The 24,961-nt window shown below is 39.5% G+C and carries 21 protein-coding genes; 2 read left to right on the top strand and 19 right to left on the bottom strand.

Annotated elements, in window-relative coordinates; translation table 11 throughout:
• Positions 1-22: 22 nt before the first annotated feature.
• From PQ474_RS16480 to PQ474_RS16445, 8 genes are all read right to left on the bottom strand, one after another.
• Entirely contained in the window at positions 23-1,189 is a 1,167-nt protein-coding gene (locus PQ474_RS16480) for a metal ABC transporter solute-binding protein, Zn/Mn family (protein ID WP_273845489.1), read from the bottom strand.
• 128 nt (positions 1,190-1,317) lie between these two features.
• On the bottom strand, positions 1,318-1,794 hold the full coding sequence (locus PQ474_RS16475; RefSeq protein WP_273845488.1) for a hypothetical protein: 477 nt from the start codon (positions 1,792-1,794) through the stop codon (positions 1,318-1,320).
• Positions 1,795-1,904: 110 nt separating this feature from the next.
• Positions 1,905-3,197: a dihydrolipoamide acetyltransferase family protein gene (locus tag PQ474_RS16470; RefSeq protein WP_273845487.1), complete on the bottom strand. Its 1,293-nt coding sequence runs from the start codon at positions 3,195-3,197 to the stop codon at positions 1,905-1,907.
• Positions 3,198-3,217: 20 nt separating this feature from the next.
• Positions 3,218-4,201, bottom strand: coding sequence for an alpha-ketoacid dehydrogenase subunit beta (locus PQ474_RS16465; protein ID WP_273845486.1), 984 nt, complete (start codon positions 4,199-4,201; stop codon positions 3,218-3,220).
• An 18-nt stretch (positions 4,202-4,219) separates the two neighbouring features.
• Entirely contained in the window at positions 4,220-5,215 is a 996-nt protein-coding gene (locus PQ474_RS16460) for a thiamine pyrophosphate-dependent dehydrogenase E1 component subunit alpha (protein WP_273845485.1), read from the bottom strand.
• A gap of 26 nt (positions 5,216-5,241) precedes the next feature.
• On the bottom strand, positions 5,242-6,663 hold the full coding sequence (gene lpdA / locus PQ474_RS16455) for a dihydrolipoyl dehydrogenase (RefSeq protein WP_273845484.1): 1,422 nt from the start codon (positions 6,661-6,663) through the stop codon (positions 5,242-5,244).
• 49 nt (positions 6,664-6,712) lie between these two features.
• Positions 6,713-7,807: a branched-chain amino acid dehydrogenase gene (bcd, locus tag PQ474_RS16450; RefSeq protein ID WP_273845483.1), complete on the bottom strand. Its 1,095-nt coding sequence runs from the start codon at positions 7,805-7,807 to the stop codon at positions 6,713-6,715.
• A 179-nt stretch (positions 7,808-7,986) separates the two neighbouring features.
• A complete protein-coding gene (locus PQ474_RS16445; RefSeq protein ID WP_273845482.1) occupies positions 7,987-10,035 on the bottom strand; it encodes a sigma 54-interacting transcriptional regulator in 2,049 nt (682 codons plus the stop codon).
• Between the two features lie 220 nt (positions 10,036-10,255).
• On the opposite strand from PQ474_RS16445, the gene PQ474_RS16440 reads away from it, so the two are divergent.
• Entirely contained in the window at positions 10,256-10,492 is a 237-nt protein-coding gene (locus tag PQ474_RS16440; protein ID WP_273845480.1) for a DUF2627 domain-containing protein, read from the top strand.
• 53 nt (positions 10,493-10,545) lie between these two features.
• Here the strand turns inward: PQ474_RS16440 and PQ474_RS16435 are convergent, their stop codons facing one another.
• From PQ474_RS16435 to ahrC, 7 genes are all read right to left on the bottom strand, one after another.
• Positions 10,546-11,343 carry a hypothetical protein gene (locus tag PQ474_RS16435; RefSeq protein ID WP_273845478.1) on the bottom strand — a complete coding sequence of 266 codons (798 nt, stop codon included), beginning with the start codon at positions 11,341-11,343 and terminating at the stop codon, positions 10,546-10,548.
• Positions 11,340-12,005: a glycosyltransferase family 2 protein gene (locus PQ474_RS16430; protein ID WP_273845476.1), complete on the bottom strand. Its 666-nt coding sequence runs from the start codon at positions 12,003-12,005 to the stop codon at positions 11,340-11,342. The genes PQ474_RS16435 and PQ474_RS16430 overlap by 4 nt, the downstream gene beginning before the upstream one ends.
• Positions 11,998-13,140: a putative cytokinetic ring protein SteA gene (gene steA, locus PQ474_RS16425; RefSeq protein WP_273845474.1), complete on the bottom strand. Its 1,143-nt coding sequence runs from the start codon at positions 13,138-13,140 to the stop codon at positions 11,998-12,000. Before steA ends, PQ474_RS16430 begins: the two co-directional genes overlap by 8 nt.
• Before the next feature lie 164 nt (positions 13,141-13,304).
• On the bottom strand, positions 13,305-14,105 hold the full coding sequence (gene spo0A, locus PQ474_RS16420; protein ID WP_273845473.1) for a sporulation transcription factor Spo0A: 801 nt from the start codon (positions 14,103-14,105) through the stop codon (positions 13,305-13,307).
• Between the two features lie 244 nt (positions 14,106-14,349).
• Entirely contained in the window at positions 14,350-15,639 is a 1,290-nt protein-coding gene (gene spoIVB, locus PQ474_RS16415; RefSeq protein WP_273845471.1) for a SpoIVB peptidase, read from the bottom strand.
• A gap of 300 nt (positions 15,640-15,939) precedes the next feature.
• The gene (recN, locus tag PQ474_RS16410; RefSeq protein WP_273845469.1) at positions 15,940-17,664 is read right to left on the bottom strand and encodes a DNA repair protein RecN; all 1,725 of its coding nucleotides are present in this window, start codon (positions 17,662-17,664) and stop codon (positions 15,940-15,942) included.
• A gap of 12 nt (positions 17,665-17,676) precedes the next feature.
• Complete coding sequence (gene ahrC / locus PQ474_RS16405) at positions 17,677-18,126, bottom strand: transcriptional regulator AhrC/ArgR (RefSeq protein ID WP_273845465.1); 450 nt, start codon at positions 18,124-18,126, stop codon at positions 17,677-17,679.
• A 191-nt stretch (positions 18,127-18,317) separates the two neighbouring features.
• Between ahrC and PQ474_RS16400 the strand changes: the two genes are divergently transcribed.
• Positions 18,318-19,964 carry a DUF2339 domain-containing protein gene (locus PQ474_RS16400; RefSeq protein WP_273845463.1) on the top strand — a complete coding sequence of 549 codons (1,647 nt, stop codon included), beginning with the start codon at positions 18,318-18,320 and terminating at the stop codon, positions 19,962-19,964.
• Between the two features lie 58 nt (positions 19,965-20,022).
• Here the strand turns inward: PQ474_RS16400 and PQ474_RS16395 are convergent, their stop codons facing one another.
• From PQ474_RS16395 to PQ474_RS16380, 4 genes are all read right to left on the bottom strand, one after another.
• On the bottom strand, positions 20,023-20,859 hold the full coding sequence (locus PQ474_RS16395) for a TlyA family RNA methyltransferase (RefSeq protein WP_273845461.1): 837 nt from the start codon (positions 20,857-20,859) through the stop codon (positions 20,023-20,025).
• Between the two features lie 5 nt (positions 20,860-20,864).
• Entirely contained in the window at positions 20,865-22,754 is a 1,890-nt protein-coding gene (dxs, locus tag PQ474_RS16390) for a 1-deoxy-D-xylulose-5-phosphate synthase (protein WP_273845459.1), read from the bottom strand.
• A gap of 10 nt (positions 22,755-22,764) precedes the next feature.
• Positions 22,765-23,376, bottom strand: a complete 612-nt coding sequence (locus tag PQ474_RS16385; RefSeq protein ID WP_273845457.1) for a hypothetical protein — start codon at positions 23,374-23,376, stop codon at positions 22,765-22,767.
• 698 nt (positions 23,377-24,074) lie between these two features.
• On the bottom strand, positions 24,075-24,959 hold the full coding sequence (locus PQ474_RS16380) for a polyprenyl synthetase family protein (RefSeq protein WP_273845454.1): 885 nt from the start codon (positions 24,957-24,959) through the stop codon (positions 24,075-24,077).
• Positions 24,960-24,961: the final 2 nt, after the last annotated feature.

Raw genomic sequence — 24,961 nt, 5'->3', positions numbered from 1 at the left:
GCTGCGGTTTCACATCTATATATTACTGAAGTGCAGTCCCTAACGCTTCAATATTTCTTCTCATCAAACTAAAGTAATCTTCTCCATTTTGAATATCTTCCGCAACAAGTGCCTCTAGATTGTGAAGGTAAAGTGCTTCTGCACCTACTTCATCTCTAACTACATCTGCTACCTTTGCTGGAATGTTTTGTTCAAACATGACATATTCTAAGCCGTACTCATTTGCAAATGCAATTAGATCTTGTAGTTGACGCTGAGAAGGTTCATTGGTTGGTGAGATGCCAGCAATTCCGATTTGCTTTACACCATAGCGTGCTTCCCAATAACCATAGCCAGCGTGTGATACTAAAAATGTATCTTTTTCAGCTGCATCTACCATTGCTTGGAATTCTGAATCGATCACTTCAAGCTCTGCTTTCACTTCTTCAAAGTTAGACGTGAAATACTCTTCTTGTTCTGGTAAAAGCTCAATTAATGAGTTTTTAATATTCTCAGCAAGTGTAATCGATAAGATTGGATCTAACCACACATGTGGATCTTCATCATGATCGTGAGCGTGATCATCGTGTGCATGATCATGTTCTTCTTCGTGCTCGTGCTCATCATTCGCATGATCGTGTTCTTCTTCATGCTCATGCTCGTCGTGCGCATGATCGTGATCTTCTTCATGCTCATGCTCATGCTCATCGTGCGCATGGTCATGATCTTTTTCATCCTCATGCTCATCGTGCGCATGGTCATGATCTTCTTCAGCCTCATGTTCATCATGTGCATGACTTTGCTCATCATCAAAATCAATCAATTCAATACCTTCTGAAGCCTTTACAACTTGAACTCCTTCACCTTCAATTGTTTCAATAAGAGCATCTACAAAACCCTCAAGTCCGGCACCATTGTAAATGAAGGCATCGCCTTCTGCTACATTAATCATTTCTCTAGCTGTTGGCTCAAATGAATGTGCATCCGCGCCAACCGGAACGAGGTTGGTTACGTTCACATAATCCCCACCAATTTTGTTTGCAAAATCTTCTAGAGGAAAAATAGTTGTGAATAATTCCAGTTGTTCGACAGTCTCTTCCATAGGTTCTTCTGTTGTTGGTTGTTCTTCTGTTTCTTGATTTCCTCCACATGCCGCTAAAAACGAAGAAAGAATCAGAACAGAAGCAAACAAACTCGATCGCTTTTTCATAGTAAGCCCCTTCCATAACGATTACGCTTTATCACAGTTATGAATTATATCGTAACCCTTACGATTTGTAAACTGCAAATATAAAATAAAACCTGCCTTTAATCATAGTGATCAAGACAGGCAAATAATTATGAAATGGGGTCTAGTTTTAAACGCTGTTTATAGAGTGCATTTAATTCAGCATATTGAGCAAACATTTTAGGTAATATTTCTTTTAACTTATCTTCATCGCGTTTTTCAACAGCATTGTTAAATGCGTTTTGAAGCTCAGCATGTTTGTCTAACCAGGTTTTGTCAACTGTTTGACCATTTTCAAGTTCGCCTCGTTGTTTCGCTTCTTTTAATTTTTTTTGTAATAAATCGCGTTCTACTCTAATTTCTTTCCACTTTTCTATTTGATCTGGGGCATATTTTTCTGCGAGTAATTCGTAATAGAAATCTAGATGTACTTTTAATTCTTTGCTAATTGCTTGATCATGCTCACAACATGCTTCTTCTTTTTGATCATCTGACACTTCCGCTTGTACAGGTGCCAACGATGTTATCACAATCGAAGCAATTAACATGATTTGGGCAAATAAGAATAGCTGATGAAAACGTTTCATGTATTGGTCACCCTTTCCTTTAATTACTTATAGAATAACCAGTACAAAACCAGTTTATGTAAGAGGACTTAAAAAAAGCTGAGAAATGTTCTCAGCTTTTTTAAAAACGTTTAGTAAATGGATGTTGTTTCGGCTGTCATCGTTTCTAAAATTTCTTTTACTCTCGCTAAGAAACGACCACATACAAGACCGTCCAACACTCTATGATCAAGTGATAGACATAGATTAACCATACTTCTAATGGCAATCATGTCTCCTGTGTCGCTTTCGATCACGACTGGACGCTTGACGATTGATTCAATCGATAAAATTGCCGCTTGTGGGTGATTAATGATTGGTGTTGATAACACGGAGCCAAATGAACCTGTGTTGTTCACCGTAAATGTGCCACCTTTCATATCTTGACCACTTAACTTGTTTGAACGAACCTTCGAAGCTAAGTCTTGAACTTCACGACCGATCCCTTTAATCGATTTTTCATCTGCATTTTTAATCACTGGTACATATAAGGCGTCCTCTGTTGCAACAGCAATTGAAATATTAATATCTTTTTTCTGTATGATCTTATCTTCTGCCCACATTGAATTCAACTGTGGAAATTCCTTCAATGCTTCAACCGTTGCTTTAATGAAGAACGGAAGGAATGTTAAATTAAATCCTTCTTTGGCTTTAAAATCTTGTTTGATTTGATTACGGAAGTGAACTAGATTAGTTACATCTACTTCAACCATCATCCATGCATGTGGCGCTTCATGTTTACTCTTAACCATGTTGCTCGCGATTGCTTTTCTAATTCCACTTATAGGAATTTCCAAGTCTCCTGTAGCAGCCACAGGTACTTCAGCCTTTTTAAAAGGTGCTTGACTTTGCACGACTGGTTGTTTAGCTGTTAGAGTAGTTGACTCCTCTTTAACAGCCACAACTGGTGTAACTGCTGGTCTTTCACCACTATCGATGAGACGTTGAAGATCTTTTCGTGTAATTCTGCCACCTTTTCCTGAACCGTTCACTTGCTCAAGATTAATACCGTGCTCTTGCGACATCCGCAACACAGCTGGTGAATAACGACGCTTTTGCGACTGATCCGTTGCAGGTTCAGACACAACTGCTGCTTTTGCTGTCTGGGGTTCGGGTGCTTCATTTGTTATTTCTTCTTTGGCTTCGCCTTCTACATCGATCGTGCAAATAACTACGCCTACCTCCACCGTTTCATCTTCTTGTACGAGGAGCTCTTTGATGGTTCCTGAGAAGGAAGATGGTACTTCAGCATTTACTTTGTCCGTCATCACTTCTGCAATCGGGTCATACTTGTTCACGTATTGTCCTGGTTCAACGAGCCATTTGCTAATCGTTCCTTCTGTTACACTTTCCCCAAGCTGGGGCATTTTCATTTCTGTTGCCACTTAGGATTCCTCCCTTCTAGTTAAAACTCCGCAAGCTCTCTCATTGCCGCTTCTACTTTATCTGGATTAATCATAAAATGTTTTTCCATCGTTGGTGCATAAGGCATTGCTGGGACATCTGGTCCAGCTAATCGCTTAATTGGAGCATCTAAATCAAATAAACAATGTTCAGCGATAACCGCAGCCACTTCACCCATGATACTACCTTCCTTATTATCTTCTGTAACTAATAAAACCTTTCCCGTCTTACTAGCTGATTCAATAATCGCTTCTTTATCGAGTGGATAAACGGTTCTTAAATCAAGGATATGGGCTGATATCCCATCCTTTTCAAGACGTTCTGCAGCTTGCAAGGCGAAATGAACGGATAGACCATACGTAATAACGGTAATATCTTCCCCTTCACGCTTTACATCTGCTTTTCCGATTGGAAGCGTGTAATCACCTGCTGGTACTTCGCCTTTTATTAAACGATAAGCACGTTTATGTTCGAAAAATAGAACGGGGTCGTTATCACGAATGGCAGCCTTAAGTAAGCCTTTTACGTCATAAGGAGTCGAAGGCATGACAATTTTCAAACCTGGGACACTTGCAAAGATCGCCTCAACCGATTGCGAGTGGTAGAGTGCTCCGTGTACACCTCCGCCATAAGGAGCTCGAATCGTTATTGGACATTGCCAGTCATTGTTAGAACGATAGCGTATTTTGGCCGCCTCTGAGATGATTTGATTCACCGCTGGCATGATGAAATCGGCAAATTGCATTTCAGCGACAGGTCTCATTCCATACATCGCCGCTCCAATCCCAACACCTGCAATGGCAGATTCAGCTAATGGGGTATCAATCACACGTTGTTCTCCAAACTGTTCATATAAGCCATTGGTCGCTCTAAATACCCCACCGCGTGCTCCAACATCTTCTCCTAGAACGAAAACTTTTTCATCTCTCTCCATCTCTTCTCGTAATGCTTGAGTCACTGCCTCTATATAAGAAATTATAGCCATACTCGTTTCTCCCCCTCTCTATTCCTCTGCATACACATGCTTCATTAAATCTTCAGGATCGGCATACGGCGCTTGCTCTGCATAATCCGTCGCATCGTCTACAATTTTCGCTAGTTCATTTTCGATAGATGTTTGCCGTTCGTCTGTAAGTATTCCGAGCTCTCTTAAGTAATCAGCAAAAGTATAAATGGCATCCAATTTTTTGGCTTCTTCCACTTCTTCACGAGGACGATATGCACGATCATCATCATCACTCGAATGAGGAGTCAGGCGGTATGATACGGTTTCAACTAATGAAGGACCTTCGCCTCTTCTCGCGCGATCTGCTGCTTCTTTTACAGCTTGATAGACAGCTAGCGGATCGTTTCCGTCAACGGTGATTCCGGGCATCCCATATCCAATTGCCCGATCAGACACATTTTCACAAGCGAGCTGTTTTTCAATTGGAACAGAAATCGCGTACTTGTTGTTTTCACACATGAAAATAACAGGAAGTTTGTGAACTCCTGCAAAGTTCGCCCCTTCATGGAAATCCCCTTGGTTAGAAGAACCTTCCCCGAATGTGGTAAATGTAACGAAATCTTTGCCTTCCATTTTCCCCCCAAGAGCGATTCCAACCGCATGAGGCACTTGTGTTGTAACTGGTGAAGAACCTGTTACAATCCGGTTTTTCTTTTGACCGAAGTGACCAGGCATTTGGCGACCACCTGAGTTCGGGTCTTCTGCTTTAGCAAAGCCAGAAAGCATAAGATCTTGTGCTGTCATTCCAAAGGTTAGCACAACTCCCATATCTCGGTAATAAGGAAGAATGTAATCTTTGTTACGATCAAGAGCATATGCCGCCCCTACTTGTGCAGCTTCCTGTCCTTGACACGAGATCACAAATGGAATTTTCCCAGCTCTATTTAATAGCCACATGCGTTCATCAATTTTACGCGCAAGAAGCATCGTTTTATACATGTCAAGCACAGTATCATCTGATAAGCCTAAAGCATGATGTCGATTTTCAGTCATTTTCCTTCCTCCTCTTGTATTGCTTTTTATGAATGGATCGCAAGACCATCAACAGCCAAAGCCGCTTCCCCGATGACTTCAGATAAAGTTGGATGTGGGTGAATCATTTCTGCTACTTCAAAATGCGCAGCATCCAACACCTTTGCGAGTGCTGCCTCTGAGATCAGATCCGTTACGTGAGGCCCAATCATATGTACACCTAATAGATCATCGTTATCTGCATTGGAAATCACTTTCACAAATCCTTCAGCATCCCCATAAACTAATGCTTTCCCAACAGCTTTAAAAGGGAATGATCCTACTTTAATCTTAAACCCTTTTTCCTTAGCTTGTGCTTCCGTCAAGCCGACACTCGCCATTTCTGGGTTACTGTAAATGCACTTTGGAACAGAATCATAATTGATTGGATCTGGCTTTTTACCTGCCAAATGATCAACTGCAATGATCCCTTCGTGAGAAGCAACATGAGCAAGCTGCAACCCGCCAATAACATCACCGATTGCATACATATGAGATTCTTTTGTTTGTCCGAATTCATTTACTTTAATAGCGCCGTTTTCTAATTGGATATCAGTGTTTTCTAACCCGATATTGTTCACATTCGGGCTACGCCCTACTGATAGTAATAGTTTCTCTGCCTGGAATGTTTGCTCCGTACCATCGACATCTGCACGAATCGTAATATCTTCGCTCTTTTCTAATGTCTCAGGGAGAACCTTGGCATTCGTTACAATTTTGATGCCTTTTTTCTTTAACTGTTTCGCCGCTTCCTTGGCAATGTCTTCATCTTCAGTTGGCAAGATCTGTTTGGCAAATTCAATGACGGTCACATCAACACCGAAATCCGAAAGCATCGATGCCCACTCGATTCCAATTACTCCACCACCTACAATCAAAATAGACGATGGTAACTGTTCAAGTGCTAGTGCATGATCCGAAGTCATAACATAGTTTCCGTCTACTTCTAATCCAGGAAGCGACCTAGGGGACGATCCTGTAGCAATTAGAACGTATTGAGGAATTAACATCGTATTTTCTTCTCCATCTGTTCGTTCGATTGAAATCGTTCCTGGTGTAGGAGAAAAAATGGAAGGCCCTAGAATTCGACCTATTCCTTCAAATACATCAATCTTTCCTTTTTTCATTAGGTGCTGCACCCCTCGATGCAGTTGATCAACGATGGCGTTCTTTCGTTCCTGGACTTTTTGAAAATCTAGATGAACGTCGCTTGTCACAACACCGAAATCTTCTGAACGCTTTGTTGTCGCAAAAACCTCTGCGCTTCTTAACAATGCTTTACTCGGTATACAACCTTTATGCAAGCAGGTACCACCAAGTTTTTCTTTTTCTACAACTGCAACTTTCATTCCATGTTGAGCTGCACGGATAGCAGCTACGTAGCCACCAGTCCCTGCCCCTAAGATGACAAGATCATATTCTTCAGCCATTCCATGTTCTCCTCCTCGTTCACAACTTCAACATATTCGCTTCTCTATATTAGCGGCGAGATAAAATATGGTGTCCGTTCTGTAAAAACTGTCGGCGAGACCTTCTCATTCTTTCAATTCGTTCTTCTGCCATACGATCTGCAGCTTTAAATGTTGGAATTCGATCTCGTTTTGAGATATCAAATACCTTCTCAATGTTTTGGTAAATTCCTTCTACTTTTTTCAGAGCACGTTCACTGTTATAGCCATTTAACTCATCCGCTACATTAATTACGCCACCAGCGTTAATGACATAATCTGGAGCATATACAATCCCCATTTCATGAATCAAGCTACCATGACGTTCTTCTTTTAATTGGTTATTTGCCGCACCAGCGATGACTTTTGCTTTTAACTGTGGAATCGTTAGATCATTAATGATCGCTCCTAACGCACAAGGAGCAAAAATATCACACTCTACTCCGTAAATATCATTTACGTCAACAGCTTTAGCATTAAAATCTGTAACAGCACGTTGGACAGATTCCTTATGAATATCCGTTACGATCAAGTTCGCACCTTCTTCATGTAGATGTTTACATAAGTTATAGGCAACGTTCCCTACCCCTTGAACCGCAATCGTCTTACCAGCTAAATCATCTGAACCGAACGCCTCTTTAGCTGCTGCTTTCATTCCAACATATACACCGTAAGCCGTTACAGGAGAAGGATTTCCAGACGAACCAAAAGCAGGTGAAATCCCAGTTACATAGTCTGTTTCCTCGTAAATGGTATCCATGTCTTGAACCGTTGTTCCAACATCCTCAGCTGTGATATAACGACCATTTAAACCTTGGATGTAGCGACCAAATGCACGAAACATCTCTTCATTCTTATCTTTACGTGGGTCACCGATAATAACGGTTTTCCCGCCGCCTAAGTTCAAACCAGCAGCCGCATTTTTATAAGTCATCCCTTTCGCCAAACGAAGCGCATCCTCAAACGCATCAGCTTCAGAGTTATACATCCACATTCTCGTTCCCCCAAGAGCAGGTCCGAGTGTTGTATCATGAATCGCAATGATCGCTTTTAATCCTGATAGTTTATCTTGACATACGACCACTTGCTCGTAATCGTAATCTTCCATATATGAAAATAATTCCATGTTGTAGCCTCCTTGAATAAGTCATCCTGGCATCAAGATGTAGTCACTCTCTTTGTTGCAAGTATCGTGCCATAACCGAGTCATGGTGGTAAACCCTTATCAGTCTTCACAAAACGATCACATTCCAAAATTAAAACATGCAAGTTTTTTCACTGACATGCAATAAACTGCATGCAATTTTATGCAAGATTGTATTTTTCTAATTTATAATAAAGTGATCGAATCGATATCCCTAAGGATTTTGCTGCTTTTGTTCGATTGCCATTGTAACGCTCTAATGTCTGAGTGAGAATATTCTTTTCATAATTAGTCATTAATTGTTGTAAGTTCCCATCTAACTCTTTTTCTACGAGCTTCTCTATTGTGACCTTTGAAATTCCTTCATTTAAGGTAGGCAAATGATGTCGTTCTACATATTGATTCGACGGTTCCATGTATATCATCGTTCGAGCTAGCACATTTTCTAACTCTCTGACATTCCCTGGCCAATGATAAGCACTTAAATAGTCGATCGCTTCATCTGAAATCGATTGGACATAGCGCCCGTAGTCTTTATTTAGTTTCGAGAGTAAATGAACCGCTAGTACTTTTAAATCATTCGTTCGTTCACGTAAAGGAGGTATGTAAATAGGAAATTTATTTAATCGATAGTAAAGATCTTCACGAAAACGTCCTTCCGCAATTGCTTTTTCAAGATTAACATTGGTTGCCGTGATAATCCGAACATTAATCGTAATGGGTTTGGTCCCACCCACTCGGACAATTTCTTGTTCTTGCAATACTCGAAGAAGCTTGGCTTGCATAGAACTCGAGAGCTCTCCTAACTCATCGAGAAAGATGCTCCCGTTATCCGCTTCTTCAAAAAGTCCTCTCTTGCCTCCTCGTTTTGCCCCTGAGAAAGCACCTTCTTCATAACCAAATAGCTCACTCTCTAACAAATTCTCAGATAGCGCTGCACAATTAACTCGAACGAATGATTGGCCTCGTCGTCCGCTCTCATTGTGTATAGCGTGAGCAAACAGTTCTTTCCCAGTCCCTGATTCTCCCCTCAATAAAATCGTGGCTGGTGTAGAGGCAGCTAATTTTGCTTGCTCTTTAGCCACTCGCATTTCATCCGAGCTTCCAACGATTTCATCAAAAGAGTATTTAGCTTCGAGCGTTTGGATGCGTTTTTTTGCTTTTTCAAGCTGATTATGTAAGGATGTCAATTCTGATACATCATGAATGACACCGACGCTTCCTCTTTTTTTTCCATCCACGATAATCGGAGCGACATTGACGATGACGTCTTTCATGTTCGGTCCAACTTTTAGTGGCACTCCTCTTACAGCTTTCCCTGTTTCGAGGACTTGTAAATGCATGCTTTCCCCTTCAGAAATATCAGCTGTTGCAGGATGTCCTATTACTTGGTCAGGTGATAAACCCGTTAGCCTCGTGTAAGCAGGGTTTATCAGGATCCCACTGCCATTTTCATCAACAACCGAAATGGCATCATCGGAGGAGTGAATAATGGCTTCAAGCATCGTCTGGATCTTTTTAAGGTTCGTTACTTGATCTGAAATCTCAACGATTTCAGTCACATCTTTAAAGACAGCCATCGCCCCTATAAAACGCCCTTTTTCAAACATTGGCACCCTTGTTGTAATGACACTTGTGCCATTTTCAAATTGCTGCGTACGATGGTGTTCGACTTGCTTTGTTTTCAGTAAGCGCGGAAGTCCACTTGAAGGCAATACTTCCTTAATAGACTTTCCAATTGCTTCCTTAGCCTTTATATCAGAAATACGTTCTGCCGCCTCGTTAAATATAAGGATTCTTTCTTTGTTATCTATTGCAATCATGCCGTCATATGTAGAATTTAAAATCGTCTCTTGAATTGACATCTGTTCATTCAACGTTTGAATCAATTGATCTTTTTCTTTCATCAATGAGTAAAATAAACTAGCTAATTGTGACGGAACAATCATCGTTCTAGGCTTTAGGGTTTTCCGTAAATCAATTAATACATTGGGATCTCCTGTAGCTTCAAAAACAAAATCGATGTGTTCATAATCACACTTTTTCCAATCGTTCCCCACCTCTACATGACAGCTATGAGCTTTCTTTAATCCAGGGGCAGATGGGTTGATATCAAACACGGCCATTACTTGAATGTGTTCCATATCCATTAGTAAATGAAACAAAGCAGTTCCACCTTGACCCGCTCCAATAATTATAGCTCGTTTCATTCACACTCCCCCTTTTTAAGACTTGGTCTTAACTTCTAGTATTAATTCTCCCTTTACTATTACGCAAATGACACAAAAATGCAACTACTAAACATGTACACACGTAAAGTTTTTAGTTAATATAGAAGGTAAAGGTTTCTTCTTCAACACAGGCAAATCGTTACATGAAAAGAGTGACGTAACCTGCTTTCGACATACTCAGAATGAAAGAGGCATAAATATGGGACGCTTTTTAGCTTTAATGATCTTGGTCATACCAGGTGTAATTGCCGGGTATGGAATTAAATTAATGAGAGATACGATCTTTCAAATATTAAATAGCCCGTTTTCTAATCTAACACTGCAATTTTTTAGTGGGCTTATTCTTTTTATTGTTTGTTTAAGCTTTATTGGAGGGTTTATTTTTTATCGCGATCGCAAAAATGGGAAAATTGCTCCCAGGTTTAAAAAGAAATAAATACCTTGATCAGCCCCTAGTTAGCAATTTAAAACTAGGGGCCTTTGCATTTTTCATCCTTTTTTTATAATCCCAATTTGATCAATTGTTCTTAAAAACCGAGATTTTTCAATAAAAGCAGAAAAAGAATATTTTTCTGCCACTAATATCATCGCTAACACAAACACAAGAAAGCTATATTGAACAGAGAAGGATACGTGGTTCACAACAACGACAGCCAAAATAGCTCCAACTACGGTTGCACCATTGTCTCCTAACATGGCCTTCCTAGATCCTTCTAACACATACCAAATATAAAATACCATTAAAAGCATGAGTACAAATAGAAAAGAAGGTAGAGGGTTGAAAATCATGATTAAAATCGTCAAACTTACGGTCAATTTCCATACACGAAGTGGCCTTGTATCAAAAAGGTTCATCACATGTGGCAAGCCCGTTATTAGCAAGAAAGCGACAACATAAGCGAAATAGGATCTTAATTCACTCACCCAGAGAAACAGGATAGCAGCCACAATTGTACCGCCAGCCTTAAGTAAGCCAGTAGTCAATATATGATTTTTAAAGAAGTACATCATATGTCCTTTTAAACCTTTAGGGTACGGCTTTCCATAGACGTCATCAAGTAAACCGAATAACCAGATACTTAAAAGAAAAGCAAAGGAAGCAACGGAAAAAGCTGGATTTATATGCGGAGGATATGCGTACAGAAACGAGTAGCTATAAAAGATTAGAACCCCTAAGCTGTATGGCACATCCTTCCCTTCGTAATTCTTCACACTAAGATTCATTCTTTTAAAGGCAATCATACTAAAGTAAGCAATAATGGGAACTGAAATAAAAAAGGCCATCATGACTGAACCCCTCTTAATTGCTTTTCAATATCAACCCATTGCTTCAACCTATGATAGAAGCCCTTAAGATCTCGTCCCATTTCTCTATGCTTCATCGTTGTCGCTACCTCGAGATAACTTGCTCCTGCACACAGTAAATCAATTGTCATTTGAGTTTCTATACCAAACCCTTTATAGGTTTTGTTCAGAAGCATTGGGAGCCATTTTCGATGAAACACACGTTGTCCCGATAAGGGGGCTTCTAACTTCACACCTGTTTTTTTGTAAACAAGTGCTTGTACTCTTTTTTTCACAATTCCAGCCCCTGCCCTTTTTCCTGGCTTGATAATGGAAATCGCAATATCCGCCTCTCCCTTTTTGATTGGTTCAATCAAAGAGAGGATTTCTTCCGCTGTCTCTTCTAGGTCGGCGTCAAGACACGCAATAAAGGTCCCATTCGCTTCTCGCCAACCTTGCTTTAGAGCATAGCCTTTTCCTTTATTAACAGGGTAAGAAATCACTTGATCAGCGTATTGTTTTGCAATTTCCGCCGTTCGGTCAGTACTACCATCATCTACGACGATAATTTCACTTGAATGAGTGATGTTCTTTAACGCTTGTAGTGTTTTCTCAATTCTGCCTTCTTCATTATAGGCAGGAATAATATAAGTAACATCAATCATGACGAAGGACCTCCTTCTTCTTCCAAGGCGTTATTTTGTCAGGAAGAAGGTTCTGAATGGATTTTACGATCTTAGTCTTAAATCGATTATTCCTCCGCCAAGCTAAGGAGAATACATTTCCTTTGCCCATTAATGTATGAATTCCTTTTAAGTCTGTCAACTTCTCCCCTGCTTGAATTCGGCTTAACCAGGTTGACCCCATTCCAGGCCTTCCTTTTTCAAGAAACTCTGTCATTCCAATTCGGCAGCCAATTAAGAAGATATGATTGGCTCCTGATAGGTAGGAAGCTGTTATTGCCACATCCTCGCTCGTACCGACAAATTTAATCGTTTCTACTTGATAACCTAACTGTTCAAGTCGGTCCCTTCCTGGAGAAGAACCATTTGGATGCTCGTGACATAATAAGGTTGCTCCACATTCGAAAGCCTGAGCACTAATTGAATCCATGTCCCCTATAATAAAGTCCGGACAGATTCTTTGTTTCAATAAACCATCAGCAGCCCCATCAACCGCTACGATCACCACTTCTTTTTTTAGTAATGCGTGACGCAAGGCACGTATATCTTTCTCATAATTTGTATTTCTTGCTACGATAAAGACTTCCTTATCTTTAATCGTATGAAAGGAGCTTGGTATAGTCACATGTTCTGTAAACCAATCACACTCTTTCTTTGCATATGACAATGTATTATGAACAAAATCTTGAAATAGTTGTGAGTAATTGGCGACAGCTTGCTTATCTTTCAATTCAATTAGTTCATCCGAATAGGCAACTAACTTAGCTATATATGTCGGCTCACTTTCTTCGAAACCTTGTATATAAAGCTCATTTTGAAAGATGATTGCTTCTTCTCCTTGATACAATTCTTTGCCTTCTATTACATTTAAGGATGTAATATCGAAGACTGGAATCCCCGCTCGAAGAAGATTTCTTACATGGTGCTGATTATATCGACCACTCATTGATGCTCTGCCATTAACAACAGCTTTTACTTTAGCTGCTATTAAGCCATCCACTGCTACCCCATCTAGGTCTTCGTGCCAAAGAAAGACCATACTCCGGCTCGGCAAATAATGGAGTAACTTTTTTGTTTGTTTATGTTCATAAATAGGTCCTTTAATAAGCTCTACCATATGAAAACCCTCTTTGCACCGTTTGTTCATAATATAAGCAGATTTCCACAAATTTATTAGAACATTTTTAATGGATGCAGATTGGTACCTCTCAAATCAAAAAAAAAAAAAAAAAAAAAAAAAACAAACTCCAAATGGAATTTGAATTTTTAGGTCTTGTCTTTTCAAGAAACCTTATGTTCAATTCTTAATTTATCGGCAACCATGGCGATAAATTCACTATTTGTTGGTTTGGCTTTAGAATGACTTACCGTGTAGCCAAATAGACTTGAGATTGAATCAATGTTCCCACGACTCCACGCTACCTCAATAGCATGTCTAATCGCACGCTCGACACGACTTGAAGTTGTGTTGAACTTCTTTGCAATATCTGGATAAAGCACTTTCGTGATTGATCCAAGTAGTTCAATATCATTGTACACCATTGTAATAGCTTCTCTTAAGTACATGTATCCTTTAATATGAGCAGGAACGCCAATTTCATGGATGATACTCGTAATACTAGCGTCTAAATTAAACCCTCTATCTTTAGGTTGTTGTGGTGATGATATAAATGATTGCGTTGATGGAGATTGTAGAAAACTTCTCGTTTGCCCACTAATGTCACGGATATTTGAAATTAGGACTTCCATATCAAATGGCTTCAGTACATAATAAGCAGCACCTAGATTAACAGCTTTTTTCGTTACATCTTCTTGGCCAAACGCTGTTAACATAATAATATGAGGCTTCTTTTTCATACCTGATTTATTAATTCTTTCTAACACAGCTAACCCGTCTAAATGAGGCATAATAATATCAAGAATCAGTACACCTGGTTCTTTTTCCTCGATTAATCCCAAGCATTCTTGCCCATTATAAGCTGTCCCTACCACTTGCATGTCATTCTGAGCTGATATGTATTCATTGAGCAGATTGACTAACTCACGATTATCATCGGCAATACAAACGTTAACTTTTTGCACAAAAAATCCTCCTCTGTTCCCGCTTTTTCTGTCATACTTTTACTTTTTCGACAACGATCTTAAAATACCTTTTATTTTTCGGAATTTATTTGTTTTTTAAAGTTTTTCTAATGTTTACTTCAATTTACTTGTTTTTTCGACCATATTCGCATTTTGACAAAAAGCCAGCTATCGTTTTGTCGAATTTTCTTTATCTCCTCTAATCATACCACAAATTATCCAGAAGAAAAGAAGCCAAAACGAATTAACTCGCTTTGGCTTCCTGTTTATTTGAGAAATGATCTGTTACTCCTGCTTCTTCTAACATCCAGCTAATATGACAACCATATCCACTAGTTGGATCGTTAACAAACACATGCGTAACAGCTCCGATAATTTTCCCATCTTGTATAATTGGACTTCCACTCATGCCTTGGACAATTCCACCAGTAGCCTCTAACAACTTAGGATCGGTTACTTTAATAACCATTCCTTTTGTTGCAGGTTGTTTTTGAGGTACAGAGCTGACAATTTCAATATCATACTCTTCTACATGTTCACCTTCAACTACTGTTAAGATTTTAGCAGGACCTTCTTTAACATGTGTAGATAAGGCAATTGGCATCTTTTTATCGTGGATGTCATTTTTTAAGTTAGCTTCCTTAAGTGTTCCAAAGATTCCAAAGGAACTATTCTTTTCAATTGTACCCAAAACTTCGCGTTTCTCAGATAAACTAGCCAATTTTTCACCTGGATCTCCATTACTGCCCTTTTCAATGGATGTGACAGATGAACGAATAATTTGACCATCATGTACAACAATTGGTTTTTGTGTATCAACATCTGAAATAACATGACCCAATGCCCCGTATTTTTTTGATTCTGGGTCATAAAAGGTTAACGTCCCGACACCAGCAGCTGAATCTCGAATATAAAGACCCATTCGGTATGAATGTTCTCCTTTTGCTTTTAACGGCTTTAAATCTTTTTCAATTGTCTGATGATCACGTTTGATTTCCATTTTTAACGGGCGCCCTTCGTCACCAGCGGCTTGAACATACTCACCAACCTGACTCATGCGCTGTATTTCGTGACCGTCAATTTTCAGGATCATATCACCTATTTCAATCCCTGCAGTTTCACCCGGAGAAGAACTACCCTCGTCCGTATCGACTAAATGATGACCGACGACTAAAACTCCCTCCGTGTTCAGCTTCACTCCAATTGACTGACCACCTGGTATTACTTCTGTTATAGGTAGTGACTTAACATCAATACTTTTCACTGGAAACCCAGCAACTTCTAGTGACACATTTTCAATAACTTCATTTTCACTTGCTCCGCTAGGTTGGAAAGCTTGTGCCGCAGTATTAGTTGAAACAGTTACTGCACTTAGTGATTCTGTCGCCTCAACTATTGGCGCTAATTCCCCTTCAAACACAGTCATTGCTGTTGGGATACTTGCCCATTCACGGACTTCATTTGAAAACCCCAAGCTAATTACGAATAGCAGAACAAGGACACCTATTGTTTTTCTCCATGCATCGCCTCTCACTCACTTCACTCCCCTAGCTCCTTGCCCACACCTCCATTATTGGCTGTATTACTAATGTTGCCTTCAGGTGGAACATTTATAACTGGAACAAAAAGAAAAAGCTAACCTATTTTTGGAGAGCCCTGAAAAAAGCTTAACTTTTTCAGGGCTCTAAGCAATGAGTGCAACCACCTGATCTTAAGCCTGTTATGAGTGGGGTTCACTTAAAGGCGCAACGTGTGGAGCCATTGCCGTTTCTTTAAAATTAGTTAAAGGTTAGTCTTAGCTTCTTAAGTAGCTTTTTATTTTAGGTTTGCTATATTAAACGGGTTGTTTAAGTTTTTCGGCAAGTTCCAACAGTTCTTTTGCATGCTCTAATGTCAAATCTGTAATTTCTACACCTGAAATCATCCGAGCGATCTCCGTAATTTTTTCCTCAGTTGTAAGTATTTTCACTGATGTTTTCACGCGCTTATTTTCTTCAGCCTTCTGTATATAAAGGTGAGAGTCTGCCATAGCTGCTACTTGTGGCAAATGCGTGATACACAGTACTTGAGAACCAAGTGAAATGCCATGAATCTTTTCAGCTATTGCTTGGGCTACACGACCACTTACACCTGTATCGACCTCGTCAAAAATAACAGATGTTACCCCTTGCTGATTCGAAAAAATTGATTTGATCGCTAACATAATTCTAGAGATCTCCCCCCCTGAAGCAACCTTAGAGAGAGGCTTCATCGGTTCGCCAGGATTGGTTGACAAGTAAAATTCAATTAGATCAATTCCATCATGACTAAAAGGGATCACCTTACCGTCAATGGTTGGTGAATATTTACTTGTTGATTTCTCAAGAACTCGAACATCAAAAGTCGTCTTTTCCATATATAAGGAACGGAGCTGTTTGTGAATAGCATCAGTAAGCTCGATTGCCGCCTGCTTTCTAATTTCTGTTAGACCTTTTGCTTCAACTAAGAGATCTTTCCATAATCCATCTATTTCTTCTTGAAGCTTACTAATGCGGTCATCTTTATGAATGATCGAATCTAGTTCTTCCTCAACTACAGCAGCATGTTCCAATATCTCATCTACAGTCGAACCATATTTTCGTTTCAAGCGCTGGATATCATGTAACCTGCTTTCTATGAACTCTAAACGACTTGGATCAAACTCAATTTGCTCTACTCGGTCTCTAAGTGTAAAAGCTGCTTCTTCAAGTAAGTAGTAGCTATTGCTTACGGATTCGAACAAGTCTTTTAATTCTTCATCAATAGTGGTAGCTTCTTCCAAATGAGAAACAGTAGTTGAAAGAAAGTCAAGTCCTCTTCCTTCACCATATAAACTTGAATAACCGTCTTGTAGATGGGAGAATAATTTTTCACTATGCGCGAGCTTATGCCGTTCTTGACTTAATAAATGATCTTCATTCGGCTGCAAATTAGCTTGCTCTATTTCTTGTAATTGATACTGAAATAAATCAATTTTCTGAGCCATTTCCTGCTCATTTTTACTTAAGCTTAGCAACTGCTTTTGCAATTGGCGTGCTCTCCTAAAAAGGCCTTGATATTCGATCAAAGCAGATGAAAGTTTGTTTTGAGCAAATCCATCCAACATGGAGATGTGTTGTTCTGCATGCATCAACGTCTGGTGCTCATGCTGTCCATGAATGTCGACAAGGGCTTGTCCTATCTCACGCAATATCGCAAGCGTAACTAATTTTCCGTTCACTCTACATATGGTTTTTCCTTGAGACGTAATGTTTCGCCTTAAGATGAACATCGAGTCCTGAACATCTATTCCATATTCGATTGCCTTTTTTATACCAGGATGAGTATCTCCGACGATAAACAAACCTTCAATTTCAGCTCGTTTCTCCCCGTAGCGAACAAATTCAGATGAACCTCTTCCGCCAAGCAACAGTCCAATGGCATCGATAATAATTGATTTACCTGCACCTGTTTCTCCTGTTAATACGGTTAACCCTTTTTCAAACTGGACCGTTAATTCTTCAATAATGGCAAAGTGCCTAATTGATAATTCGATTAACATTCAGTCACATCCTTATAGCATATCTAAAAACCTTTGTGTAATGGCAGGACATTCTTCACGATTTTTACATATAATTAGAATCGTATCATCACCACAGATCGTTCCCATTATTTCGGTCCAATCTAAATTATCAATTAACGCTCCAATCGAATTCGCATTACCCGGCAATGTTTTCATCACAATTAAGTTTTCCGAAAGATCGATACTAACGAAACTATCCATTAAAGAACGCTTAAGTTTCTGAAGTGGATTGAAGCGTTGGTCTGCCGGTAAACTATATTTATAACGTCCATCAAGCATTGGAACTTTTACAAGATGAAGTTCTTTAATATCTCTAGACACTGTTGCTTGTGTGACATTATACCCTGCTAGACGTAGTTGCTCGACTAAATCATCTTGTGTTTCAATTTCAAAATTCGCAATGATTTCTCTTATTTTAATATGTCTTTGCCCTTTATTCATTTTTCCCACCCAATCTTTCCACAATCTCTTCTCTCCATTATCTACGGATTCTTGTCTTAATACAACCAAAGAGTCGACAAAACCTAACAAAATGTAAAGAAAAAAATTTGTCCTTTAACAAGTAGAGGATTTGGTGATAGATAGATCGAATAGTCTACTTAACATTTAATGGAAGTGGTGTGACTTTTAACATGACAGAGGATGAACGGATAAAGAAGTTAGAGGCTAGGGTAACGACGCTAGAAAATGAAATCGTAGCCCTAAAAAGAGAAAAAAAGGTCATGATTTTAAAAGATGAGAAAAAGCTCATTCATTCCCCTAAGCTAACTAGACCTGATTCTCAAGAAACAAGTACTCCACCAAAAAGTACAATCGACTGGGAAAAGAAAATAGGTCAAGTTTGGCTACCAAGAGTTTTTATTTTTGTTTTACTATTAGGAGTTATCTGGGGGTTTAAAGCAGGTACAGAATTAGGTTTGATTAATGATTTTGTTCGTATTGCTGCTGGTTATGCAGCTGGTTTCCTACTTCTTTTTGTTGGACGTAAACAATGGCAAAAACAAAATCTTGTTCTCAGTCAAGTCTTATTAGGTGGCGCAGTAGCTATTTTCTTTTTAACGACCTTCGCTGCTCATATTTTATATCACCTAATCTCAACACCCATTGCGTTTAGCTTACACATTATCATCGTAACACTTGGCTTTCTTCTCACAAGAAAATTTCAATCGCAAACCATTGGTATTGTAAGCAGTGTTGGGGCCTTTTTAGTTCCGTTCTTACTCCAATCAGACAGTGGCAACATTTTATTTTTTTCTATTTACGAACTCCTTGTTTTTATTGTTTTTATGATGTTGGCTTTATCTTCTAAGCTTAAGTCTCTTTACCTTGTTGTTACGTATGGGCTCCACTTATCTTTTCTTATTTTTGCCTTGATCCAATGGAACGAAGATATACGTACACTTGCACTGGTAACGTTGGTCCAGCACTTGATGATTATACTTTACTTTCTCTATCGACAAACATTAAAAGAACAAGTTGCATTTACCGTATTAACAAGTTCAGTATTAATGTCATTTTGGATTCTCGCAACATTTACTTCTTCCTTTTGGTTACTAGTTGTTACAGTATCCTACATATTGATCGTAGCTTTTATCAAAATGGAATTAGATAAGCGCTCTGTCTTTCTCTCAAATACCGCTCTCGTTCTATTACTGTTTTTAATAGATCATTTTGAGCAATCCGCACTTGGAATTTTTCTTGTTATTGAAGGTTCGCTCGTTGTTTATTTAAGCTTTCTTTTCCATTCTAAGTTGCAAAGGTGGATAGGTTTTAGCATCTTTGCCCTAGGAGCATTTAGTATTCTTGTGTTTCCAATTGAGCAATTTCCGTCTATTGAAACACTTGCATGGACCATTTTGATGGTTTGCTTCTTGTTACAAATCAAGTTTAATCAGACGTTACGTCATAAAAAAGATTTATTCACCGTTGTTAAAACCGTCATGGCTTTTTTAGGGCTTCTCTATTTTTCGCAACTCTCTTTATTAATAACAAACGATGCAAAAGTAGAATCCATGGTCTTATCAACCACTTGGATCTTATACGCAGCTGCTAACGTCATCTACGGCCATATAAACCGAGATAAACTGTTCCGTCTCTTTGGTATATTTCTGATCTTCTTTACCCTGCTCAAAGTCGTCTTCATTGATTTACCAACTGTATCGATTTTGATAAGAGCCATTTTATTTTTATTGCTTGGTGGCATCGGTCTTGCTGTTTCTCGCCTTTTCTACAAAAAAGAAACGCATGATCGTATGGAAGAAGGCCAAAAGAAGAATTAAATCGTACAAAAAAGGACCAAACCTAATCGTTTAGTCCTTTTTCGTTCCTCTTTTATTCTTACTGGTCTTCTTGCTTCACTTTTAATTGTTCATGCGCTTGTTCCACTACATCTTTTGAAGATATCGTCTCAGAAAGACTTCCCATTTCTTTTTCACCAGTAAAATGCAAATGCATTAAAAATTCGATATTTCCTTCTCCACCTTTTATCGGAGAAAAACTCAGTCCTGCAACATCAAATCCTTGTTGAGTGGCATATTCGGTAATTCTCGTCACTACTTCTTCATGGACTTTTTTATCACGGACAATCCCTTTTTTCCCGACTTGTTCTCTTCCAGCTTCGAACTGAGGCTTTATTAGTGCAACGACATCACTGTTTTGCACGAGCAACGTGCTCAAGACAGGGAGAATTAATTTAAGAGATATAAAAGAAACATCAATTGTTGCAAAATGAGGTAACCCTTCCGTTAAATCCTCAGGCTTCACATATCGAAAGTTCGTACGCTCCATGACTGTTACTCGTTCGTCTTGACGTAGCTTCCAAGCAAGTTGATTATAGCCAACATCCAGAGCATAAACGGCTTTTGCACCATTTTGTAACGAACAATCCGTAAATCCACCTGTAGAGGCCCCAATATCTAAAACAATTTTATCTTTTAGCGATAGATTAAACTCTTCGATCGCTTTTTCTAACTTCAAACCACCACGACTGACATACGGAAGTGGATTTCCTTTGACTTCCAAAGGAGTCTCAGTGTCCACCTTTAATCCAGGCCTATCCACTCTTTCCGTTCCAGAAAAGACTAGCCCGGCCATAATCGACCTTTTTGCTTTTTCCCTCGTTTCAATCAGTCCACGTTCAACTAATAAGACATCTATTCGTTCTTTCTTTGTCACGTCTGTTACGCCCTTTGCCTTTTCTTTGGTAATAGCGTAATAACCTGATCCAGCACATTGGCCGAAGTCAGCCCAATTTCTTCGAGCAATTCTGAGACACTCCCATGTTCGATAAATTCATCAGGGATTCCCATACGTTTCACTTCTACATTGTGATAGCCGTTATCGTGGAAAAACTCAAGTACAGCACTTCCAAAACCTGCTTGTAAAGCAGCTTCTTCCAACGTTAAAACAGGAACATTTAATTTTGCAAGCTGATGTAAAAGTTCTTCATCTAATGGTTTAGCAGAGTTTGCATTAATTAGCTTAACTGAGATCCCTTGCTTTTCCAATTGAATCATCGCTTCTTCTGCTACTGGAATCATCGTTCCAAAAGTTAAGATACAGGCGTCTTTTCCATCCTTTAATGTTTCCCACTTCCCAATCGGAAGTTGCTTCAACTCATCATCCATTTTAATTCCATATCCATTGCCACGTGGGTAACGAACCGCAATCGGACCACCATCATATTTACACGCTGTGTAAATCATATGTTGCAGCTCATTTTCATCTTTTGGCATTAATATTTTCATATTAGGAAGATGGCGTAAGAAAGCAATATCAAACACACCTTGATGCGTTTCTCCATCTGCTCCAACAAGTCCAGCACGGTCAATCGCAAAGACAACATTTAAGTTTTGTCTACAAATATCATGAACGACTTGATCGTATCCACGCTGTAAGAAGGTTGAGTACACGGCAAAGACTGGCTTCATTCCTTGCGTTGCTAACCCCCCGGCCATTGTCGTCGCATGCTGTTCAGCAATCCCGACATCAAACATACGCTTTGGAAATTCTTTGGCAAATAAATCAAGCTTTGTTCCACCAGGCATAGCAGCAGTTAGAGCCACAATACGCTTGTCTTCACGAGCAATCTTCTTTAGCGTTTCCGCAAAAACACCACTATAACTTGGTGGTCCTGGTTTTTTAACAACTTCACCAGACTCTATCTTATATGGCCCAAGCCCGTGCCAAGTTCCTTTAGCATCATTTTCTGCCGGTTCATACCCCTTGCCTTTTTTCGTTAAGACATGGACAAGTACTGGACCTTTCGTTTTCTTCGCATACTTTAAATTTTCTGCTAAGTCATCAAGGTCATGTCCATCAACTGGACCTAAATAAGTAAAGCCCAGTTCTTCGAAAAAGATACCTGAAACAAGTAGATATTTTAAACTATCTTTTACACGTTCAGCAGTAGAAGCAATCTTCCCACCTAATGCAGGTATTTTTTTAATTAGCTGCTCAAGTTCTTCTTTTGCTTTATGATACTTACCAGCAGTACGCAAACGTGCTAGCACGTTATGAAGCGCGCCAACGTTTGGTGCGATAGACATTTCGTTGTCATTTAAAATGACAATTAAGTCGGTCTGCTCATGACCAATATGGTTTAATGCCTCAAGAGCCATCCCACCTGTTAGTGCGCCGTCCCCAATAATAGCGACTACACTTTCATCCGTACCTTTAATGTCACGAGCTGTAGCCATTCCCATCGCAGCAGAAAGAGAGGTAGAACTATGTCCCGTTTCCCAAACATCATGCTCACTTTCGTTTCGCTTTGGAAAACCACATAGACCCTTGTACTGTCGTAAATTATCAAATTGATCGGCACGACCGGTAAGTATTTTGTGTACATACGCTTGGTGCCCTACGTCCCAAATGAACTTATCTTTAGGACTATCAAATAAATGATGTAAGGCGAGTGTAAGCTCAACCACACCTAAATTAGGTCCTAGGTGCCCACCCGTTACTGATAATTTCTCAATTAAAAAGTGACGAATGTCTTCTGCTAGTTCCTCTAATTGTTTCTTTGAATAATCGTTAAGTTCGCTTGGGTCTTTAAATTCCTCTAGTTTCATAAAGGAACCCTCACTTTCGAGTCAGTTTGTCTTTTTTCTTTGTCTTCCCGTTAGTAGCTGAGAACACTTTTATCTTTAATCTTACCTCTAAAATGTATAATAATCTACCAACTTGATAGATGATCGGAGTAGAATAGTGAATCGCCAATGTTTTTCCTACTGCTTTTCCACCTACAGTTAAGGCTGCAACCACACTTGTAAAAAGAATCGATATTGCAAATTGCTGATAGGAGGTATCATTATAGCCAAGCTGTAACGAAAGCTGTAAGACCACATAAGCAGAAGCAGTACCACTAATAATCCCCGAAATATCACCGATGACATCGTTACAAAAGTTAGCAAATTTATCTGCATTTCTTGTAATTAAGACCGCATGCTTTGCGCCGTGCAAGCGCTCAGATGCCATTGCATGAAATGGCTTTTCATCAGCTGCAGTAGCGGCTACCCCTATTGTATCAAAGAACACCCCTAAAAAGACAATAATGAAAACGATCCCCATTCCAATTGCCCATGTAACACCACTTAATATAAATGTGGAAATAACTGAAAAAATAGCCGCTAGCACGAGTGTGATAACGGCAATACCCAAACTCCAATGTATTGATTTCTGAAGAGGTTTCATAATTGTCTTAAAATCACCTTTTTAAAAATAGACTATGTATAGAAATAAAGGAGTGGTCATTTAAAGAGTAAACTCTGTAGCTTAGGTCCAGTAGGATTTCCCAATTCAGAACCAATGCGTCGCCGCAAAGGCGGTTTCCCTTTACACTGAATTTGACGTTGTCACCAAGCGTCAGACTGGATTACCACTTAGTCTACACTGCAATCCTCTTTAAATGTCTATTGAACAGTCTAGGAGATTTCCTCGGCAGTTCCTTGCCGTTCTTTTATCCTCTTTTGCAGAGTAGATTTCATATGGGTAAAGGTGATGCTCTGTTGGCCGACAGAGCAAACCCTCATTTCCATAATCCCCTCTTCCTCCACTCAAGGCAGGCTACGCTGCAGACAAGCTCCCTAGCTTGCCGTTGCAGGTTCATACCCTTTGCTCTTGTACCTTACTCGTGCAAGGACCGAGCAAAAGGCCTCCACGGTAGGAGGGTCAACGCCCACATGCCTTTGTGGATCGCCCTACTACCTTATCTCCCAGTCAAGACCCAAGGCTGGGCGCCTCAAGCCAAGACAAGGAGCTTCATCGATGTGCCCTTTGGCGGATTTTTAGCCCCGCCTTCAAGAACGGAGAACTGACTAGAATACTGCACCACTCTCGTGTCTCGTTATTATAGCATGCACCTATTGTAAGCTCAATGGAAATGCTTTGAATTAATGGTCACGTTCTGCTACATAGTTAGTCAAAGCTAATAGTAATTGCTGATCCATATTTACTTTAGCTAAATGTTCTCTTGCTTTATCTTTATGCTCATTAAGCTTGGCTTTTGCACCATCTAATCCTAAAAGATTTGGATACGTACTTTTATTATTACCATCATCGCTACCAATCGGCTTACCAATTGTTTCCGCATCTCCCTCAACGTCTAGAATATCATCTTTAATCTGAAACATAAGTCCTAATTCTTTTGCAAACATTTTTAGATTAATAAGGTCATTAGAGGTTGCACCCGCAATAATAGCCCCTGAAATAATAGAAGCAGATAATAAATCACCTGTTTTATGTTCATGAATATACATAAGCTCATCAATCGAAAGGGACTGATTTTCCCCTTCCATATCAGCTACTTGTCCACCGACCATTCCTTCTGGACCTGAGGCTTTTGCAATCTCTTGAACAAGCAAAAGTTTTTTCTCTGCCGAAACTCCTTGCATAGTAGCAATGAGTTCAAAGCTGTATGTAAATAAGGCATCTCCCGCTAAAATAGCCAAAGCTTCTCCAAATACTTTATGGTTCGTAGGCTTTCCGCGTCTTAAGTCATCATCATCCATAGCGGGCAAGTCATCATGAATAAGAGAGTAGGTATGAATCATTTCAATTGCACATGCTACGTCAAATCCATCGTCGACTGGTTTTCCGAAACTTTTTAGTGTGGCTAGTACCAAAGCCGGACGAACTCTTTTGCCTCCGGCATTAAGGGAATAGACCATGGCTTCTTTTAAGGTCTGAGGAGCTGCAAGCTTATCTATATGTCTTGGTAATTGCTCCTCAATTTTCTCTTTTATCTCAGTTAGAAAATAACGAAGCTGTTCACCCACAG

Source organism: Halalkalibacter alkalisediminis (assembly GCF_028610705.1).
Classification (GTDB): Bacteria; Bacillota; Bacilli; order Bacillales; family Bacillaceae_D; genus Halalkalibacter; species Halalkalibacter alkalisediminis.
This window is presented reverse-complemented; position numbering and strand designations above follow the sequence as displayed.

Excerpts from the sequence above, each read along its gene's own strand:
- PQ474_RS16480 (WP_273845489.1), bottom strand. The coding sequence starts at position 1,189 with ATGAAAAAGCGATCGAGTTTGTTTGCTTCTGTTCTGATTCTTTCTTCG.
- PQ474_RS16475 (WP_273845488.1), bottom strand. The coding sequence starts at position 1,794 with ATGAAACGTTTTCATCAGCTATTCTTATTTGCCCAAATCATGTTAATT.
- PQ474_RS16465 (WP_273845486.1), bottom strand. The coding sequence starts at position 4,201 with ATGGCTATAATTTCTTATATAGAGGCAGTGACTCAAGCATTACGAGAA.
- PQ474_RS16460 (WP_273845485.1), bottom strand. The coding sequence starts at position 5,215 with ATGACTGAAAATCGACATCATGCTTTAGGCTTATCAGATGATACTGTG.
- lpdA (WP_273845484.1), bottom strand. The coding sequence starts at position 6,663 with ATGGCTGAAGAATATGATCTTGTCATCTTAGGGGCAGGGACTGGTGGC.
- bcd (WP_273845483.1), bottom strand. The coding sequence starts at position 7,807 with ATGGAATTATTTTCATATATGGAAGATTACGATTACGAGCAAGTGGTC.
- PQ474_RS16445 (WP_273845482.1), bottom strand. The coding sequence starts at position 10,035 with ATGAAACGAGCTATAATTATTGGAGCGGGTCAAGGTGGAACTGCTTTG.
- PQ474_RS16440 (WP_273845480.1), top strand. The coding sequence starts at position 10,256 with ATGGGACGCTTTTTAGCTTTAATGATCTTGGTCATACCAGGTGTAATT.
- PQ474_RS16435 (WP_273845478.1), bottom strand. The coding sequence starts at position 11,343 with ATGATGGCCTTTTTTATTTCAGTTCCCATTATTGCTTACTTTAGTATG.
- PQ474_RS16430 (WP_273845476.1), bottom strand. The coding sequence starts at position 12,005 with ATGATTGATGTTACTTATATTATTCCTGCCTATAATGAAGAAGGCAGA.
- steA (WP_273845474.1), bottom strand. The coding sequence starts at position 13,140 with ATGGTAGAGCTTATTAAAGGACCTATTTATGAACATAAACAAACAAAA.
- recN (WP_273845469.1), bottom strand. The coding sequence starts at position 17,664 with ATGTTAATCGAATTATCAATTAGGCACTTTGCCATTATTGAAGAATTA.
- ahrC (WP_273845465.1), bottom strand. The coding sequence starts at position 18,126 with ATGAATAAAGGGCAAAGACATATTAAAATAAGAGAAATCATTGCGAAT.
- PQ474_RS16400 (WP_273845463.1), top strand. The coding sequence starts at position 18,318 with ATGACAGAGGATGAACGGATAAAGAAGTTAGAGGCTAGGGTAACGACG.
- dxs (WP_273845459.1), bottom strand. The coding sequence starts at position 22,754 with ATGAAACTAGAGGAATTTAAAGACCCAAGCGAACTTAACGATTATTCA.
- PQ474_RS16385 (WP_273845457.1), bottom strand. The coding sequence starts at position 23,376 with ATGAAACCTCTTCAGAAATCAATACATTGGAGTTTGGGTATTGCCGTT.